The organism is Mesorhizobium sp. B2-5-13, assembly GCF_006440535.1.
Taxonomy (GTDB): Bacteria; Pseudomonadota; Alphaproteobacteria; order Rhizobiales; family Rhizobiaceae; genus Mesorhizobium; species Mesorhizobium salmacidum.
Genome location: NZ_VFUI01000009.1, coordinates 21864 through 38986 on the forward strand (window position 1 = coordinate 21864; position 17123 = coordinate 38986).

Consider the following 17123-nt stretch of genomic DNA (forward strand, 5'->3'; position numbering starts at 1 on the left):
TCGTTAAGCCGAAATACGCTCGATCACCGCGCCGCAATTGGAAAGCTTTTCCTCCAGCCGCTCGAAACCGCGGTCGAGGTGATAGACGCGATTGACCGTGGTCTCGCCTTCGGCCGCCAGGCCAGCGATGACCAGCGAGACGGATGCGCGAAGATCGGTCGCCATGACCGGCGCGCCTTTCAGCTTCGCCACGCCGTCGACGATCGCCGTCTGGCCCGAAAGCGTGATGTGGGCGCCGAGCCGAGCCAGTTCCTGGACGTGCATGAAGCGGTTTTCGAAGATCGTCTCGGTGATGCGCGACTTGCCCTTGGCCATGGTCATAAGGCCCATGAACTGCGCCTGCAGGTCGGTCGGGAAGGCCGGGAAGGGCGCCGTCGTCACATCGACCGGCGAAATGCCGGCGCCATTGCGCCTCACGCGGATGCCGGAATTGGTCTGCGTGATCTCCGCGCCCGTCTGGGAAATCACGTCGAGCGCCGTCTGCAGCAGCTCCGGCCGCGCGCCTTCGAGCACAACGTCGCCGCCGGTCATCGCCACAGCCATGGCATAGGTGCCGGTCTCGATGCGGTCGGGGATGACGCGCACGCGCGCGCCCGACAGCGCTTCAACGCCGTCGATGGTGATGGTCGGCGTGCCGGCGCCGGAAATCCTGGCGCCCATGGCGTTGAGGCATTCGGCGAGGTTGACGATCTCGGGCTCGCAGGCGGCGTTTTCGAGCACCGTCTCGCCCTTGGCGAGCGATGCCGCCATCATCAGCACATGGGTGGCGCCGACCGAGACCTTGGGGAAGGCGTAACGGTTGCCGACGAGGCGGCCATTCCGGGTCTTGGCGATGACATAGCCGGTATCGACATCGATATCGGCGCCCAGCGCCTGCAGGCCTTCGAGGAACAGATCGACCGGACGCGTGCCGATGGCGCAGCCGCCGGGCAGCGAGACCTTGGCCTCGCCCATCCGGGCCAGCAGCGGCCCGATCACCCAGAACGAGGCGCGCATCTTGGACACCAGCTCGTAAGGGGCGGTGGTATCGACGATGTTGCGGGCGGAGAAGTTGATGGTGCGCGAATAGCCCTCATTCTGCTTCTCGCGGCGGCCATTGACCGAATAGTCGACGCCGTGATTGCCGAGGATGCGGATCAGTTGCTCGACATCGGCCAGATGCGGCACGTTTTCGAGTGTCAGCGTATCGTCGGTCAGAAGCGAGGCGATCATCAGCGGCAGAGCGGCATTTTTGGCGCCCGAGATCGGAATGCTTCCGGCAAGCTTGTTGCCGCCGACAATTCTGATGCGATCCATTAGAGAATGTCCCTCTCAGCCAGAAAAGGCCGGTTCAATCGTTTGAGTGTATCGGCCCGTCTAGACCATTGACCAATGTGGTTCAAGAAATAGGATTCACCCACCCCGGCCCAAGAATGGCCGATTTGAGTTAATCTTTCTTCATTTCCTTGGCCGCGCCGAGCCCGTCGGGCCGTTGGTCGGCCTCACCTGTGCGGCGCGAGCGCGACTGCGCCTTGCGCTTCTGCAGATTGGCGCGCAACTGCTCGGCGAGCCGGCTCTTGCGGGTTGTTTCGCTGCTTTTCGGTGGATTTGTCTTGTCGTTCATCATCCCGCCCCGGTTGGCGACGAGCCAACCCGCCATTCAGGGATAGCCAACATTGTGGCGCCGCCATGTCATGGAAAGCTATCCGGCAAAGGCTTTCACAGAAGCGTTGTTCTTGGCCTTGCGCTTGCCGGTTCGATATGGCAGAAGCCCGCCATCGGCGGCTGCGGTAGCTCAGTGGTAGAGCACTCCCTTGGTAAGGGAGAGGTCGAGAGTTCAATCCTCTCTCGCAGCACCAGATTTTCCCGAATCGACCACTCGTTGCGCTGGCGCTTCGAGGCTATTCGTCGCTAGCAGGCGAATGAAGGCACGCGCCGGAATCCGTGGATTGCCCATGGCGTTTGTTTCTTTTGCCTTACCGGGATGATCAGCCTACGCCACCGACCAGCCGCCATCGTGAATTCCGGCATGCCCTGCCGGCCGAGTTGACGCCGGCATGTCCTGCGCTCGGCAGGTTTCATTGGCAAGGAGGGACCGTTCCCTGCTATTGCCCCAGGGATTCCGGGGCAACCACCTGCCCCATGGAGCGTCAGATGGCCGTACTCACACGCCGCGCACTTCTCAAAACCGCCGCCATCGCTGGCGCAAGCGGTTTTGGGCTTGCCGCGATCGGCAGGATTGGCGGCTGGGCCGCGACCACGCCTGAACCGGTGGTGCTGCGGACCGCGAAAATCCAGGCGAAGCTGATGGATGTCGGCCAGACCAACAATGTGCTGACCTACGGCAACGCCGGAATGCCGCCGGTGCTCAGGATGAAGAAAGGCGAACCCTTCGCCGCGCGCCTCGTCAACGCCATCGATGATCCGACAACCATCCACTGGCACGGCATTCGCCTGCCGAACAAGATGGACGGCGTGCCCTTCCTGGTGCAGCCTTACGTCTACACCGGCGATCATTTCGACTATGCCTTCACGCCGCCCGACGCCGGCACCTTCTGGTATCACCCGCACTGCAACACGCTGGAGCAGATGGGGCACGGCCTGACTGGCGTGATCGTGGTCGAAAACCCGAACGATCCGAAATTCGACGCCGAGTTTGTCCTCAACCTGCGCGACTGGCGCCTTGGCGACGACGGCCAGTTCATCGATCAGTTCCGACCGCGCGATGCGGCCAGGACCGGCACTTACGGCACGGTGCGCACGGCGAACTGGCTCGACCAGCCACAATATGACGCGCCGGCCGGCGGGTTGGTGCGGCTGCGCGTTGCAATCACCGATGTCACCCGAATCTACGCCTTTCGCGTCGACGGCGCCGAAGCTGATGTCATCGCGCTGGACGGCAACCCGGTGCCGCGGCGTTTTGCACCCGACGCCCTATTGATCGGACCCGGTCAGCGTCTGGAACTCGCTGTCCGCATGCCCGACAACGAGGGCGCGCTTGTGACCTTGCGGGACGCCAGGGGCACCAAGCCGAAAGCCTTGGCGACGCTGCGCGCGGTTGGAGCTTCCCTCAAACGCGACAGCCGCGATCTCGCACCGCTGGAGGCCAATCCGGTGGCCGAGGTCGATCTCACCACTGCCCAGCATATTTCGCTGTCGCTCAGCGCGACGGCGGAGAACGTCCCGAGCGACAGCATCTGCGGCTCGCTCGGCTACAGTTTCTGGGCCATCAACAAAGTGCCGTGGCCGGGCGATACGCCCGATCCGACTGCGCCCTTGGCCGAACTGAAGCTCGGCAAAAGCTACATCATCGACATGGAAAACCTGACGCCGCAATCGCATCCGATGCATTTGCACGGCATGAGCTTCAAGGTTTTGTCATCCTCGACACGGCCGGTGCAGCCGTTGATTTCGGACACCTATCTCATCCAGCCCAATGAGAAGGTGAGCCTTGGCTTGGCCGCCGACAATCCCGGCGACTGGCTGCTGCATTGCCACATCATCGAGCACCAGAAATCGGGCATGACGAGCTACGTCAGGGTAGTTTGAAGCCGTCACGACGATGTCAATTCGCAACCCTGGGCCAATAATTCGCGGCGAATGCGGATTTTCCCCGCGATTCCCTTGGAAATCGGCGGTCGCGAGTGGTTTCGTTGGCACAGGGGACCAGTCCCTGCTAATTCGGCCCCAAATCAAGAAGCTGTGGACATTCCCTGCATGACCAATGTCGCTTTGACGGGACTTGCCCGCGATCTCGCCAGACGCGCCGCCGAGGGCCGCCCCGTGCGCATCGGCGTCATCGGCTCGGGCGAAATGGGCACCGATCTGGTCACGCAAGGCATGCTGATGCCGGGCATTTCGGTCTGTGCCGTCTCGACCCGGCGCCCGCACACCGCGCGTGACGCCATCCGCATCGCCTATGGCGACGAGGCGATGGCGGTCGAAGCCGACACTGCATCGAAAGTCACAGACGCCATCGAAGGCGGCAGGATCGCCATCACCTCGAACGAGATGCTGGTGACCAATCCACTGATCGACGTGGTCATCGACGCCACGGGAAAACCCGGCGTTGCCGCCGATTTCGACCTGATGGCGATGGAGCATGGCAAGCATCTGGTGATGATGAATGTCGAGGCCGACGTCACCATCGGCTGCTATCTCAAGCAGCAGGCCGACCGGCTTGGCGTCGTCTATTCGGTCGGCGCCGGCGACGAGCCGTCAAGCTGCATGGAACTGATCGAGTTCGCGTCCGCACTCGGCCTGACCATCGTCTCGGCCGGCAAGGGCAAGAACAACCCGCTCAACCATGATGCCGTGCCCGACGACTATCGCGACGAGGCGGCCCGCCGCAACATGAACCCGCGCATGCTGGTCGAGTTCGTCGATGGCTCCAAGACCATGGTCGAGATGTGCGCCATCGCCAATGCGACCGGACTGGTGCCCGACGTGCCTGGCATGCACGGCCCCAAGGCCGACCGCGACGACCTCGTCAAGGTGCTGATCCCGCGCGAGGACGGTGGCCTCCTGCTGAAAAAGGGCGTTGTCGATTACACGATCGGCAAGGGTGTGGCGCCTGGTGTCTTCGTCATCGTCGAGGCGAAGCATCCGCGCATCATCGAGCGCATGGATGACCTGCATATCGGCCATGGCCCCTATTACAGCCTGTTTCGACCATATCACCTGACCTCGTTGGAAGTGCCGCTGACAGCGGCCCGCATCGTGCTGTTCGGCAAGCCCGACATGGTGCCGCTGCCGAGGCCGGTCGCCGAGGTCTGCGCCGTCGCCAAGCGCGATCTCGCCGCTGGCGAGACCCTCGATGCGATCGGCGAAACCTGCTATCGCTCCTGGACCATGACCGTCGGCGAAGCCCGCGCCCAACACGCCGTCCCGGTCGGCCTGCTCGAGGGCGGCAAGGTGCTGAAACCGGTCAGGAAAGGCGAGTTGCTGACCGCCGACAATGCAGCGCCCGACCAGACGACCAGGTTGTTTGGGCTGCGCCGGCTGCAAGATGAGATGCTGTACGAAAAATAGGTCGTTGTGGCGCCGTCATGACAAATGGACTACATTGTAGTGGCAAATGTCGCTGAGGATCGGCCAACGAACCTCCAGATTAGGGACCCGCGCGCACGTGAACTGGCGCAGCGGCTCCCAAACGCAAGATTTCGATCACCGAAGCGGTTATCGAAGCGCTTGAATCTGAATTGAAACGGGAAAGCGGACACTTTCCCCTGGCGAAACGGCTGGCTGCCATAGCTGATGAACTTAAAGCCAAAGCCGGCCCCGGCGGCCGACCTGTGAGCAAGGATGAAATCGACGACATGTGGGGACATCCCTGATGTTCGTCGACACCTCCGTAATCGTCGCAATTCTTTCGGGAGAAGGGGATGCCGGCGAGTGGAGCGATCGGATCGCGGCTGCACCTCACAAGATTACGTCCGCGCTGGTTGTGCTCGAAGCGTCGATGCGGCTTTGTACGACGCTTGCTGTCGAACCGGTGGTCGCGGAAATGGCGATTGAGGCGCTTCTGCGCGAGGCCGAAATCGAAATTGTGCCGATCGACGCCGGCGATGCCAAATTGGCGATCCGGACGTTTTCGGACTATGGAAAGGAACGTGGGCATCCCGCGCAGCTCAATCTTGCCGATTGCCTATCCTACGCCTGCGCAAAGAGCCACCGCTCGGCGTTGCTCTACAAAGGCAACGACTTTTCGCACACGGATCTCGCCTAGCGAGATGTTCGCTCTACTTGCCCAGTTCGATCGACCTTAGTCGCGCCGCTTCCACCGCTTGCGTGAGCAGATTGGTCAGCCGGTCCTCGCCCATCAGCACGCCAAGCGCGGCCGCCGTCGTGCCGTTGGGGCTGGTCACCTGCTGGCGCAGCACACCCGGATCCTCGCGGCTTTCGGCGGCGAGCGATGCGGCGCCGTAGACGGTCTGCATGGCAAGCAGCTTGGCGGTTGCCGTCGGGAGCCCGGCCTTCTCGGCGGCAACGGTCAGTGCCTCGATGAAATGGAAGATGTAGGCCGGACCCGATCCGGACACGGCGGTCACCGCATCCATCAGGCTCTCGTCATCGATGGTGGTCACTTTGCCGCTGGCCGACAAGAGGTCGGCGACGAGACGCTTGATGTCTCCGGAAACCAGGGGATTGGAAAACACCACCATCATGCCCTTGCCGATGGCAGCCGGCGTGTTGGGCATGCAGCGCGCGATCGGCGCACGGTTGCCCAGGACCTGCTCGAAGGTAGCGACGGGCGTGCCGGCGGCGATGCTTACAAAAGTGGTGCGGCCGTCGCCGAAGCGCTTGTAGGCGGCGGTGACGTCACGGATCACCTGCGGCTTCACGGCGATGACGACGAGTTCAGGCACGGCATCCGCCGGAATACCTCCGGCTTCCGCCGCCGTGCCGCAGCCCAGAGTCGCCGCGCGCTGGCGCAGGTCTCCATTGGGCTCGACCACGAAAACCGCCGAGGGTGCAAGCTTGCCGGACTTCAACCAGCCCGAGAGCATGGCGTAACCCATATTGCCGCAGCCGGCGAGAACAAGCCTGATCGTCATCGAGAGCCCTCCTAGGAAAGGCCATGACATAGACGCTCGCGGATCGGTGGGGAAGCCCTCTCAGGACCGCTGGACGGGCATGCGCACCTCGATGGGCGTTGAGTGCGGTGAACAGCACCACCATCATGAAGCAATCGCCGAGATAGATGTTCTCCTTGCGCAGCGGAATGCGCATGTAGTCGCGCAACTGTGCGATGAGATAGGTCGCCACGCAAAGGGCAGGGATGCCCATCAGCACGATTCTGAAGCTTTCAGATGTGTTGAAAGTTACCGCAAACATGGCGTGAATTCCTGCCATCATCCTCCGCAAATTAACCTTTTGTTTCCCATGCCTGTTTAGCGTGGCTTAATGAATGGCCGACCGCCGCCGCCAAGCGACTAAAGAGTAAGCTCCACGACAATGGTCGACAGGAAAAACCGTGAGGACTGGAAGCGCGAGCGCTCCTTGCTGGCGCTTGGCGAGGCCTTGCGTGGCGAGGACGACGCGTCGCTGGTGTCGATAGGAGACCGCGCGGACCCCTCATGGCGCGAGGATGCCGCCACCCGACATCGCCTGGCCCGTTCCCGGCGCGAGACGAAGGCGAGCCCGCCGCAGTCTGTCGCCGGTGAGGCTTCGCGGTTCCCCCCTGACGAGGAGCAGCCGTTTGAAGCCGACGACGCCTGGCGTTCGCGGGGACAGATCGGCACCAGCGATCTGCCACCCGATATGCCGCGCGCAAGGCTGTCACCGGAAGAACCTCCAGCGGCGGGTCGCGCTCATGATGCAACCGGATCCCGCGCAACGGGCAGAGCCGGCCCGTCCTCCAATGGCGGTACGGACGAAAGCCCCGGGAGGATCGGCGCACTCATATCGAGATTGCGCAAGGCCATGTCCCGCAAGCCGTCGGCCGAAGCCGACGACCTGTCCAGCGAGTTCGGCCTACCCGCCTTCGCCGACAACGGACGGCCGCCCAACGTTCCGATATTCCCTACGTATCCGAAGCCTGGTTTCGGACCTCGGCAGGCGGCCGGCCTGGATTATTCGCAGTCGCCTTTCCAGCCAGGCCCCGAGGCCGGGTATGGGCGGCAAATGGCGTCGCCCTCGCGCTCGCCCCTGATGCCGCAATGGGGACTGCATCCAGCTCCGCCCTTGCCATCCTCCCCCTATACGCAGCCGATGGGCTATCCTCCGGCGCAGCCCTGGTCGCAGGCGGGTCATACGCAAGCCACGGCGGGACCCTATGCGGCGCAGATGCCGTACCCGCCGTCGCCCGCTCCGACGCAGCCACCAGCCGCCCCGCATGCGAGGCCGATCCCGGTCAAGGAGGGTGGCAAACAACCGTCGGTCGAAGAGATTCGCGCCAGCCTGCGCGAATTCCACGAAGCAGTCCGCGAACTCACGGAAAGCCGCACCCGTCGCCGCTACTTCTGAGCCACCAGATAGGTTGCTGAGGCCGAACAAAACCGTGCCGGTTTCGCGTAAACGGCATGGGAAGGCGCTTTGACGGGATTGCGAGCTTGTATTTTCGTGACAATGCCGCGCTGCAGATTGCCTGCGCCGCTGCATTGTGTTCTCGAAAGCGGCGTTGGGCGGAACGACATTGAGGGTGGTTCATGGCCGAAGTGATTGACGGAAAGAGCGTTGCCGAAGACGTGGTGCGATCGGTCAAGACGCTGACCGCCGAGCTGGTTGTCAAGGGCAAGCCCAAGCCAGGTCTGGCCGTGGTCATCGTCGGCGAGGATCCGGCGAGCCAGGTCTATGTCGCTTCCAAATCCCGCACCGCCAAGGAATGCGGCTTTCACTCGCTTCAGCACACGCTGCCGGCCGAGACGTCAGAGGCGGCACTGCTCAAGCTCATCGCCGAGCTCAACGCCGACCCGGCCATCAACGGTATCCTGGTCCAGCTTCCGCTGCCCGCCCATGTCGATGCCGGCAAGATCATCCAGGCCATCGCGCCGCAGAAAGATGTCGACGGCTTCCATTTCATCAATGTCGGCAAGCTCGGCACCGGCGAACTCGACACGGCGTTCGTTCCCTGCACGCCCGCCGGCTCTATGCTCCTGATCGAGCGCGTGCGCGGCAAGGACCTGTCCGGCCTCAACGCGGTCGTCGTCGGCCGCTCCAACATCGTCGGCAAGCCAATGGCCAATCTGCTGCTTGCCGCCAACTGCACCGTCACCATCGCCCACAGCCGCACCAAGGACCTGCCGGAGCTTGCCCGTACGGCCGACATCCTTGTCGCCGCCGTTGGCCGGCCGGAAATGATCAGGGGTGATTGGGTCAAGCCTGGCGCCACCGTCATTGATGTCGGCATCAACCGCATTCCCGCGCCCGAGAAGGGCGAAGGTAAGTCGCGTCTCGTCGGCGATGTCGCCTATGCCGAAACGGCCAAGGCGGCGGGCGCGATTACCCCGGTGCCCGGCGGTGTCGGGCCGATGACCATTGCCATGCTGATGGCCAATACGTTAGCTTCGGCCTACCTTGCGGCCGGATTGAAGCGGCCTTCCTTCTGAGCCCGGGTTGACCCTGAAAGCCGCAGCTTTGCCGAATCCCACTATTTCCCCGGAACGGCCGGTCACGAATGATCCCGTTCAAGGAGGCCGGCAGTTCGCTTTCCTGCTGGTCGACAAGTTCTCCATGTTCTCACTGGCCGCCGCGATCGACACGTTCCGGTCGGCAAACCGCCTGCTCGGTCGCGATTTCTACGGTTGGACGACGGTGTCCGCCGATGGCGATCCGGTGATGGCCTCCAACGGCCTGCCGCTCAAGATCGACTACGCCGTCGCCGATCTGCCGCCGGTCGACATACTCTTCGTCTCGGTCGGCCTGACAACGGAATTTCCGGGCAAGAGCAAGGTTCTGGCGGCCTTGCGCAGCTGGGGCCGGCGCGGCAACGCGCTGGGTGCTTTGTCGGTCGGATCCTACCTGCTGGCCGAGGCCGGCCAGCTCGAAGGCTATCGCTGCACCATCCATTGGGAAAACCGCGCCGGCTTCGTCGAGCGCTTTCCCGACATCAACTGCACGGGCAATGTCTTCGAGATCGACCGCAAGCGCTACACCTGCGCCGGCGGCACCACCTCGATCGATCTGATGCTGGAGATCGTGCGCGGCGATTTCGGCTCCAACCTCGCCAATGGCGTCGCCAACCAGTTTCAGCACGAGCGCATCCGCTCCGCCGGAGACCGCCAGCGCGTCGGGCCGGAGCGTGACCTGACGGGCAAGTCGGAGAAGCTCAGGCGCATCGTCGAACTGATGGCCGACCATCTCGACGAGCCGCTGTCGGCGGTACAGCTCGCCAAGTCGGCGGGCCTTTCGGTGCGCCAGGTGGAGCGGCTGTTCCTGCGCCATCTCAACGTCACGCCCGGGCGCTACTATATGCGGCTTCGGCTGGAGCGGGCCCGCGAATTGCTGCGTCAGACCAACATGCCGATCCTCGACGTGGCGATCGCGACCGGCTTCACCTCGCATTCCTATTTTGCCCAGAGCTATCGGCTGCAATTTGGCCGCCCGCCCTCGGAAGAGCGCCGCACCACATACTGAATTAAGTACGCAGAGCCCATGCAAGCTTCGTTACAGCGGTGGCTTGTGTCCCGGCACGCGCTCAAATAGCTTCAGCCGGCGGACGGGTGGCTATTCAGGAGATTTCGATGGCGATACTTGCGCGGAGCTTCGCTGCGGCGATCCTCCTTTTGTCGACGACGACATTCGGCTTTGCCGCCAACAAGGTCATCATCATCCTCGACGCGTCGGGATCGATGTGGGCGCAGATCGATGGCAAGCCCAAGCTCGAAATCGCCCGCGAATCGCTGAGGACCGTGCTTCAATCGGTTCCCGCCGCCGACGAGATCGGCTTCATGGCCTATGGCCATCGTGAGAAAGGCAGCTGCGACGACATCCAGCTTATCGTGCCGCCTCAGGCGGGCTCGGCAAGCGCCATCTCGGCGGCCGCCGACAGTATGAAGTTCCTCGGCAAGACGCCGCTGACGGCAGCCGTCAAGAAGGCGGCCGAAGCGCTGAGATACACCGAGGACAAGGCGACCGTCGTCCTCATTACCGATGGGCTCGAAACCTGCGGCGGCGATCCTTGTGCGCTTGGCAAGGAACTCGAAGCCTCCGGCGTCGATTTCACCGCCGATGTCGTCGGCTTCGGCCTGACCGCCGACGAAGGCAAGCAGATCGCCTGCCTCGCCGACAACACCGGCGGCAAATACATCCAGGCATCCGACGAGAAGGCGCTGCAGGAAGCGCTGGTCGAGACTGTGGCGGCCCCGGCACCAGCGCTCGAGCCAGCACCGGCACCAGCCCCTGAGCCGGCGAAGTCCGAGTTCAATTTCATGCCGACCGTTGTGCTGGCCGAGGGCGGCGATCCCGTCACCGACGGCAATGCCTGGGAAGTCTATAAGGCCAAATCGGACGGCACGCGCGGCGACAACATCACCACCGAATACGGCGACTACAAAGCCAATCTGGAACCGGGCGACTACATCATCGTCGCGCGCGACGGCGAAGCCAAGGTCGAGCGGAAGGTCAGGATCGAGGCAGGCCAAGTCTACAAGCCGCTGTTCACCTTGAATGCCGGCACGCTTATCCTGCATCCGCGTCCCAGCCAAGGTGCGGATGTCGTGAGCGGGGCGGCTGTCGTGATCGCCTATCCGGGCGTCGGCAACCCCCCGACCTATTATGGAGACACGAAAGTCGTGTTGCCGGCCGGCGACGAGAAAGTGACCGTCACGATCGGACAGGGCGTGGTCACGGAAACGATTCCGCTCGCTGCCGGCACGGTGATCGACAAGGACATTATCGTCGGCGTCGGCCATGTCCTTGCCAACGCATATTATGCGGCCGGAGGCGACAAGGCCGATGGTTCAGGCATCGGCTTCAAGGTGCTCAAGGCCAAGAAGAAGATCGATGGCACCCGCGACGAGGTCACGTATGCCTATGGCCCCGACAGCAAGTTCGACCTGCCGCCGGATGACTATGTGTTGATCGCGACGGTTGACCTCGCGGTCGTGGAACAGCCTTTCAGCGTCAAGGCCGGCGAGTTCCAGGACCTCAAGGTCGCCATGGATGCCGGCGTGCTGGCTATTACGGCCCCCGGCACCTCCAAGATCGAGATTTTCGAGACGAAGAAGGACATCAATGGCAATCGCAAGTCGATCGGCTACGCCTATGACGAGAAGTATCAGGCCGCGATAGCGGCGGGCGACTACGCGGTGGTCTCGGAGAAGCCGGACAACAGCAAGAAGGAAGGCACCGTGACCGTGAAGGCTGGCGAGCGGGTTGAATTGACGGTGCAATAAGGGTCGCGATTTCGACCAGCAAAAAGGGGCGGCCACGAGCCGCCCCTTTTTCATGCCGTACAGAATGCGTCAGGCGGTTCCGAACGCACCGGCGCCGTGGTCGGCACGCCCTACCAATTGGCGGAAACCGGCGAACAGCTCGCGGCCGAAGCCGAACTCGTTGCCGATCAGGTCGGCTTCGGCCGTGCGGCGCAGCGCGAGCTCGGTCCCTGGCACCAGCACCTCCAGCGTGCCGGCATCGGCGTCGAGGCGGATGACGTCGCCGTCATGGATCCGCGCGATCGGTCCCTCCTCGACCGCTTCCGGCGTCACATGGATCGCCGCCGGCACCTTGCCGGAGGCGCCCGACATGCGTCCGTCCGTGACCAGCGCGACACGCTGGCCGCGATCCTGCAGGATGCCAAGCACGGTGGTCAATTTGTGCAGTTCCGGCATGCCGTTGGCCTTCGGCCCCTGGAAGCGGATGACGGCGATGAAATCACCGGTGAGCGTGCCGGCCTTGAAGGCGTCGTTCAGCCCCTGCTGGCTGTCGAACACCTTGGCCGGCGCCTCGATGACGCGCCGCTCCGGCTTGACGGCCGAAGTCTTGATGACGGCATGGCCAAGGTTGCCTGAAAGCACCTTGAGGCCGCCGGTCGGCTGGAATGCCTTTTTGAACGGCGCCAGCACCTTTTCGTCGCCGCTTATGCGCGGCGAAGCCTCGCGCACCACGCCGCCGTCGGCGCCGAGCTTTGCCTCGACGGCATAAGGCCGCAGGCCTTCGCCCCACACCGTCTGCACATCCTCGTGCAGGACACCTTCGTCGAGCAGTTCGCGGATCAGGAAGCCGAGCCCGCCCGCCGCGTGGAAATGGTTCACGTCGGCAAGGCCGTTCGGATAGACGCGCGCGAGCAGCGGCACAGCTTCCGAGAGATCGGAAATGTCCTGCCAGGTCAGCGCGATGCCGGCGGCCGCCGCCATGGCGATCAGGTGGATGGTGTGGTTGGTCGAGCCGCCGGTGGCGTGCAGGCCGACGACGCCGTTGACGAACGAGCGTTCGTCGATCATCCGGCCGACAGGCGTATAGGCGTTGCCGAGTGCGGTGATCGCCAGCGCCCGCTTCGTCGCTTCGCGGGTCAAGGCGTCACGCAGCGGCGTGCCTGGATTGACGAAGGACGCGCCCGGCGTGTGCAGGCCCATGATCTCCATCAGCATCTGGTTGGAGTTCGCCGTGCCGTAGAAGGTGCAGGTGCCCGGCCCATGGTAAGACTTGGACTCGGCTTCCAAGAGTTCGGCGCGACCTGCCTTGCCCTCGGCATAGAGCTGGCGAACCTTGGCCTTCTCGTCATTGGGCAGGCCTGTCGTCATCGGCCCGGCCGGGATGAACACCGCCGGCAGATGGCCGAAGGTGAGTGCGGCGATCACCAGTCCCGGCACGATCTTGTCGCAGACGCCCAGATAGACGGCGGCGTCGAACATGTTGTGCGACAGGCCGATCGCGGCTGCCATGGCGATCACGTCGCGCGAAAACAGCGACAGCTCCATGCCGGGCTGGCCTTGTGTCACGCCATCGCACATCGCCGGCACGCCGCCTGCGACCTGGGCGATGCCTCCGGCCTCGTGCGCGGCCTGCTTGATCAGGGCGGGGAAGGTCTCGAAGGGCTGATGCGCCGACAGCATGTCGTTATAGGAGGTGATGATGCCGAGATTGGGCACCTTGTCGGCGCCGAGCGCCAGCTTTTCCGAGGGGCTGCACACCGCGAAGCCGTGGGCAAGATTGCCGCAGGACAGCACCGACCGGTTGGCGGTCTGGTTCGACGCTTCGGCGATACGGCTCAGGTAGCGCTCTCGGCCCGGTTTGGAGCGCTGGCGTATCCGCTCGGTGATGGTTTCGATATCGCGTCTTGCGGTCATGGCATCAGGTCCTTTCAGCCGAGGTCCCGGAAACATCCTCCCGCCGTTGCCGGGACCATTTGTAAACTTGAAATCAGGGCGCCCAGAAAACCTCCACGGGTTTGGGCGATGCGTCGAGCACGGCGCGGATCGGCTTGCGCGGTCCGGGCGCGACAGCGTTGTCGAAGGCGACGCGCTTGTCCTCGCCCTCTATGTGCAAGGCGAGGAAATCCGCATCGATGATGCGGGCGAGCGTCAGGGTCAGCCGCGGCTCTCCGGCGCTTTTGGCGTGGACTGGCAGGATCATCCTGTCGGAGGCCGGGTCGAGCAGCTTCGGCAGATCGTCGGCGTCAGGAAAGAACGAGGCGGTGTGGCCGTCTGGTCCCATGCCGAGCACCACGACGTCGAGCGGCCAGGGCAGGGATCGCAGTGCCGCATCGTCGGATGTCGCGGCATCCTCGATGCCGGCCGCCTCGTGATAGAGCGGAACGAAACGGGCGGCCTTGGCCGCGTTCTGCAGCAGGATCGCGGCAACCAGCCCGGCATTGGATCGCGGCGAGGAGGCCGGCACAAAGCGTTCGTCGACCAGCGTCACGATCACCTTGTCCCAGGCGATCGGCGCCGCGGAGAGATCGGCAAAGAACTTTGCCGGCGTCGTGCCGCCGGAGACAGCCAGCAACGCCGTGCCGCGCCGGTCGATCGCCCTCGTTAAGCGATCGGCCACCTTTGCAGCCAGCGCCGAGGCCAGCTGCGGACGGTCGGCAAAGGCATTCCAGTTATAGCTGGCGCTGTTCAATTGCTCTCGTGCCATGTCCGCCCGTCGCGTTCGATAAGCGCTATCGAGGCCGACGGCCCCCATGTGCCTGCCGTATAGCCCTGTGCTTCCTGCTTGGCGCCTTCCCAGGCATTCTGGATCGGGTCGATCCACTTCCAGGCGGCTTCCACCTCGTCGCGACGCATGAACAGGGTCTGGTTGCCACGGATGACATCCATGATCAGCCGTTCATAGGCGTCGGGCGCGCGGCCGTCGAAAGACTGCGCGAAACTCATGTCGAGCGAGATCTGGCGCAGCCGCATGCCGCCCGGGCCTGGATCCTTGATCATGATGAACTGCTTGACGCCTTCGTCCGGCTGCAGCCGGATGACCAACTGGTTGGCGAAGATCGGCCCCGCGCCGCTGTCGCCGAAGATCGAATGCGGGATCGGCTTGAACTCGATGACGATTTCCGAAACCCGGGTCGCCAGCCGCTTTCCAGTCCTGAGATAAAACGGAACACCTGCCCAGCGCCAGGTACCAATCTCGGCCTTGATGGCAACGAAGGTCTCGGTGTTGCTGTCCTTGCCGAGTTCCTCGACATAACCTTTCACCGGGCCGCCGGCCGACGCGCCGGCGCGATACTGGCCACGCACGGTGTGCTTCGGCGCTTCGTTGCCGTTGATGCGCTTCAGCGCCCGCAGCACCTTCAGCTTCTCGTCGCGCACGGCGTCGGCGTCCATCGACGAAGGCGCCTCCATGGCGACCAGGCAAAGCAGCTGCAGCATGTGGTTCTGCACCATGTCGCGCAGCGCGCCGGCCTTGTCGTAATAGGTGACGCGATCTTCCAGGCCGACGGTCTCGGCGACGGTGATCTGCACGTGGTCAATATGGGCGGAGTTCCACAGCGGCTCGTAGAGCGCATTGGCAAAGCGCAGCGCCATCAGGTTCTGCACCGTCTCCTTGCCGAGATAATGGTCGATGCGGAAAATCTGGCTCTCGTGGAAGTCGTCGCCGACCAGATCGTTGAGCGCCTGCGCCGAGGCGAGGTCGCGGCCGATCGGCTTCTCCAGCACGATGCGCGAATTCGGCGTGATCAGATTGTGCTCTTTGAGCTTGTGCGAGATATCGCCGAACAGCGCCGGCGCCACGGCCAGGTAGAAGGCGCGGATGTGGTCGCTTTCGCCAATTGCCTTCTTCAACTTGTCGAAGCCGGCGCCGCTCGTCGCATCGGCCGGGACGTAGGAAAGCCGCGCCAGGAAGGTCTTCAACTCCTTGGCATCGATGTCGGCCGGTTTGACATGGTCCGAAATCGCCTGCCTGGCGAAGGCCTGGAACTCCTCGTCGCTCATTTTCGAGCGCGACGTGCCGATGATGCGCGTCGGCTCGGAGAATTGATGGTCGCGCTGGCGATAGTAGAGCGACGGCAGCAGCTTGCGCTCCGACAAGTCGCCGGTGCCGCCGAAGATGATGAAGTCGAAAGGGTCGACGGGGATGATCTGGCTGGTCATGGTCTGTCCGCTTTGACGCCGGTCGCGAGTACGCGGCTGATATATTCTAATCGATTTAAATTTTCCAGTGCCATGCTGTCACATCGAGGACCAATCGCTGGATATTGATTGGGTCCACCTGTGCGCTTGACACTGGCGCTACCTGGAGGCTTGTCGGTGAACGAAGACTCCAGAAGCTTTCGCAGTTGCAGCATAGAACGTGAATGTGACGAAAGCTAATGCGTGTCGCCCGGAAGTGTCCTCGGTTGCGGGATAACGACACGCATAAAATCAGAAGCTTACAGCAGGTCGGCGAATCCTATTCGGCGCGACATGCTGTAAGGAGAAATCGGCGCTGTATCCGTCGCGGCACCGGCCGGACTGTCAGCCCTCTCGTGCAGCTGCGCGATGAACCCAAGGAGCGGTAAACGCATGCGTCTGGAAAACAAGGTCGCCATTATCACCGGTGCGGCATCAGGCTTCGGCGAAGGCATGGCCAAGCGCTTCGCGCAAGAGGGCGCCAGGGTCGTTGTCGCCGATCTCAACGCCAAGGGGGCGGAACGCGTCGCAGGCGAGATCGGCGACGCGGCGATCTGGACGCAGACCGATGTTTCGCTGCGCTCCGAGTTCGACGAGATGGTCTATGCGGCCAAAAGCGCCTTCGGCCGCATCGACATCATGGTCAACAATGCCGGGTTCACCCATCGTAATGGCGACATGCTCAAGGTCGACGAGGAAACCTTCGACCTGATCACATCAGTCAACATGAAGGCGATCTATCACGCTGCGCTTGCCGTCGTGCCGATCATGGAGCGGCAGGGCGGCGGCGTCATCCTGACCACGGCGTCCACCGCTGGCCTGCGGCCTCGGCCCGGCCTCACCTGGTACAATGCCTCGAAGGGCTGGGCGATCACCGCCACCAAGTCGATGGCGGTGGAACTCGCGCCCAGGAACATCCGCGTCAACTGCCTCTGCCCCGTCGCCGGCGAGACCGGCATGCTGGAGAAATTCATGGGCGCCGACACGCCCGAGATCCGCGAGACATTCCGCGCCTCGGTCCCGCTCGGGCGGCTGTCGACCCCGCTCGATATCGCCAATGCGGCGCTATGGCTGGCTTCGGACGAGGCCGCATTCATCACCGGCGTGGCGCTGGAGGTCGATGGCGGCCGCTGCATCTGAATGCGGCGATGT

The 17123-nt window shown here is 63.4% G+C and carries 15 protein-coding genes, 1 tRNA gene and 1 pseudogene; 10 read left to right on the forward strand and 7 right to left on the reverse strand.

Features of this window, described 5'->3' with window-relative positions; genetic code table 11:
- Positions 1-3: 3 nt before the first annotated feature.
- Entirely contained in the window at positions 4-1296 is a 1293-nt protein-coding gene (murA, locus tag FJ434_RS16660) for a UDP-N-acetylglucosamine 1-carboxyvinyltransferase (protein ID WP_027146553.1), read from the reverse strand.
- Between the two features lie 130 nt (positions 1297-1426).
- The gene (locus tag FJ434_RS16665) at positions 1427-1639 is read right to left on the reverse strand and encodes a hypothetical protein (RefSeq protein WP_181166194.1); all 213 of its coding nucleotides are present in this window, start codon (positions 1637-1639) and stop codon (positions 1427-1429) included.
- Between the two features lie 124 nt (positions 1640-1763).
- Here FJ434_RS16665 and FJ434_RS16670 point away from each other — a divergent pair.
- From FJ434_RS16670 to FJ434_RS16690, 5 genes are all read left to right on the forward strand, one after another.
- Positions 1764-1838, forward strand: a tRNA-Thr gene (locus FJ434_RS16670).
- Positions 1839-2133: 295 nt separating this feature from the next.
- Positions 2134-3528, forward strand: coding sequence for a multicopper oxidase family protein (locus FJ434_RS16675; RefSeq protein WP_140748201.1), 1395 nt, complete (start codon positions 2134-2136; stop codon positions 3526-3528).
- A 168-nt stretch (positions 3529-3696) separates the two neighbouring features.
- Positions 3697-5010 (forward strand): NAD(P)H-dependent oxidoreductase, encoded by a 1314-nt coding sequence (locus FJ434_RS16680; protein ID WP_140748204.1) that lies wholly within the window; start codon positions 3697-3699, stop codon positions 5008-5010.
- A gap of 170 nt (positions 5011-5180) precedes the next feature.
- A complete protein-coding gene (locus tag FJ434_RS30240; protein WP_246676026.1) occupies positions 5181-5315 on the forward strand; it encodes a hypothetical protein in 135 nt (44 codons plus the stop codon).
- Positions 5315-5707, forward strand: coding sequence for a type II toxin-antitoxin system VapC family toxin (locus tag FJ434_RS16690; RefSeq protein ID WP_140748207.1), 393 nt, complete (start codon positions 5315-5317; stop codon positions 5705-5707). Before FJ434_RS30240 ends, FJ434_RS16690 begins: the two co-directional genes overlap by 1 nt.
- A gap of 13 nt (positions 5708-5720) precedes the next feature.
- Here the strand turns inward: FJ434_RS16690 and proC are convergent, their stop codons facing one another.
- Together proC and FJ434_RS30245 are read right to left on the reverse strand one after the other, a co-directional pair.
- Positions 5721-6536 (reverse strand): pyrroline-5-carboxylate reductase, encoded by an 816-nt coding sequence (proC, locus tag FJ434_RS16695; RefSeq protein WP_140748210.1) that lies wholly within the window; start codon positions 6534-6536, stop codon positions 5721-5723.
- Between the two features lie 94 nt (positions 6537-6630).
- A pseudogene (locus FJ434_RS30245) lies at positions 6631-6774 on the reverse strand (O-antigen ligase family protein); the annotation flags it as partial.
- A 162-nt stretch (positions 6775-6936) separates the two neighbouring features.
- Between FJ434_RS30245 and FJ434_RS16705 the strand changes: the two are divergent.
- The 4 genes from FJ434_RS16705 (at position 6937) to FJ434_RS16720 (ending at position 11816) form a co-directional block, all read left to right on the forward strand.
- Positions 6937-7947, forward strand: a complete 1011-nt coding sequence (locus FJ434_RS16705; protein WP_140748213.1) for a hypothetical protein — start codon at positions 6937-6939, stop codon at positions 7945-7947.
- Positions 7948-8129: 182 nt separating this feature from the next.
- A complete protein-coding gene (gene folD / locus FJ434_RS16710; RefSeq protein WP_140748216.1) occupies positions 8130-9029 on the forward strand; it encodes a bifunctional methylenetetrahydrofolate dehydrogenase/methenyltetrahydrofolate cyclohydrolase FolD in 900 nt (299 codons plus the stop codon).
- Between the two features lie 28 nt (positions 9030-9057).
- Entirely contained in the window at positions 9058-10056 is a 999-nt protein-coding gene (locus tag FJ434_RS16715; protein WP_032922464.1) for a GlxA family transcriptional regulator, read from the forward strand.
- 107 nt (positions 10057-10163) lie between these two features.
- Positions 10164-11816 carry a VWA domain-containing protein gene (locus FJ434_RS16720; RefSeq protein ID WP_140713408.1) on the forward strand — a complete coding sequence of 551 codons (1653 nt, stop codon included), beginning with the start codon at positions 10164-10166 and terminating at the stop codon, positions 11814-11816.
- Positions 11817-11885: 69 nt separating this feature from the next.
- On the opposite strand, the gene edd is transcribed toward FJ434_RS16720, so the two are convergent.
- The 3 genes from edd to zwf all read right to left on the reverse strand — a co-directional run bounded on the left by edd (position 11886) and on the right by zwf (position 15953).
- Positions 11886-13709 carry a phosphogluconate dehydratase gene (gene edd, locus FJ434_RS16725; RefSeq protein ID WP_140748219.1) on the reverse strand — a complete coding sequence of 608 codons (1824 nt, stop codon included), beginning with the start codon at positions 13707-13709 and terminating at the stop codon, positions 11886-11888.
- Positions 13710-13782: 73 nt separating this feature from the next.
- Positions 13783-14499, reverse strand: coding sequence for a 6-phosphogluconolactonase (gene pgl, locus FJ434_RS16730; protein ID WP_140504709.1), 717 nt, complete (start codon positions 14497-14499; stop codon positions 13783-13785).
- Positions 14481-15953, reverse strand: a complete 1473-nt coding sequence (gene zwf, locus FJ434_RS16735) for a glucose-6-phosphate dehydrogenase (protein WP_140713412.1) — start codon at positions 15951-15953, stop codon at positions 14481-14483. Before zwf ends, pgl begins: the two co-directional genes overlap by 19 nt.
- A gap of 411 nt (positions 15954-16364) precedes the next feature.
- On the opposite strand from zwf, the gene FJ434_RS16740 reads away from it, so the two are divergent.
- Complete coding sequence (locus tag FJ434_RS16740; protein WP_140504706.1) at positions 16365-17111, forward strand: SDR family oxidoreductase; 747 nt, start codon at positions 16365-16367, stop codon at positions 17109-17111.
- Positions 17112-17123: the final 12 nt, after the last annotated feature.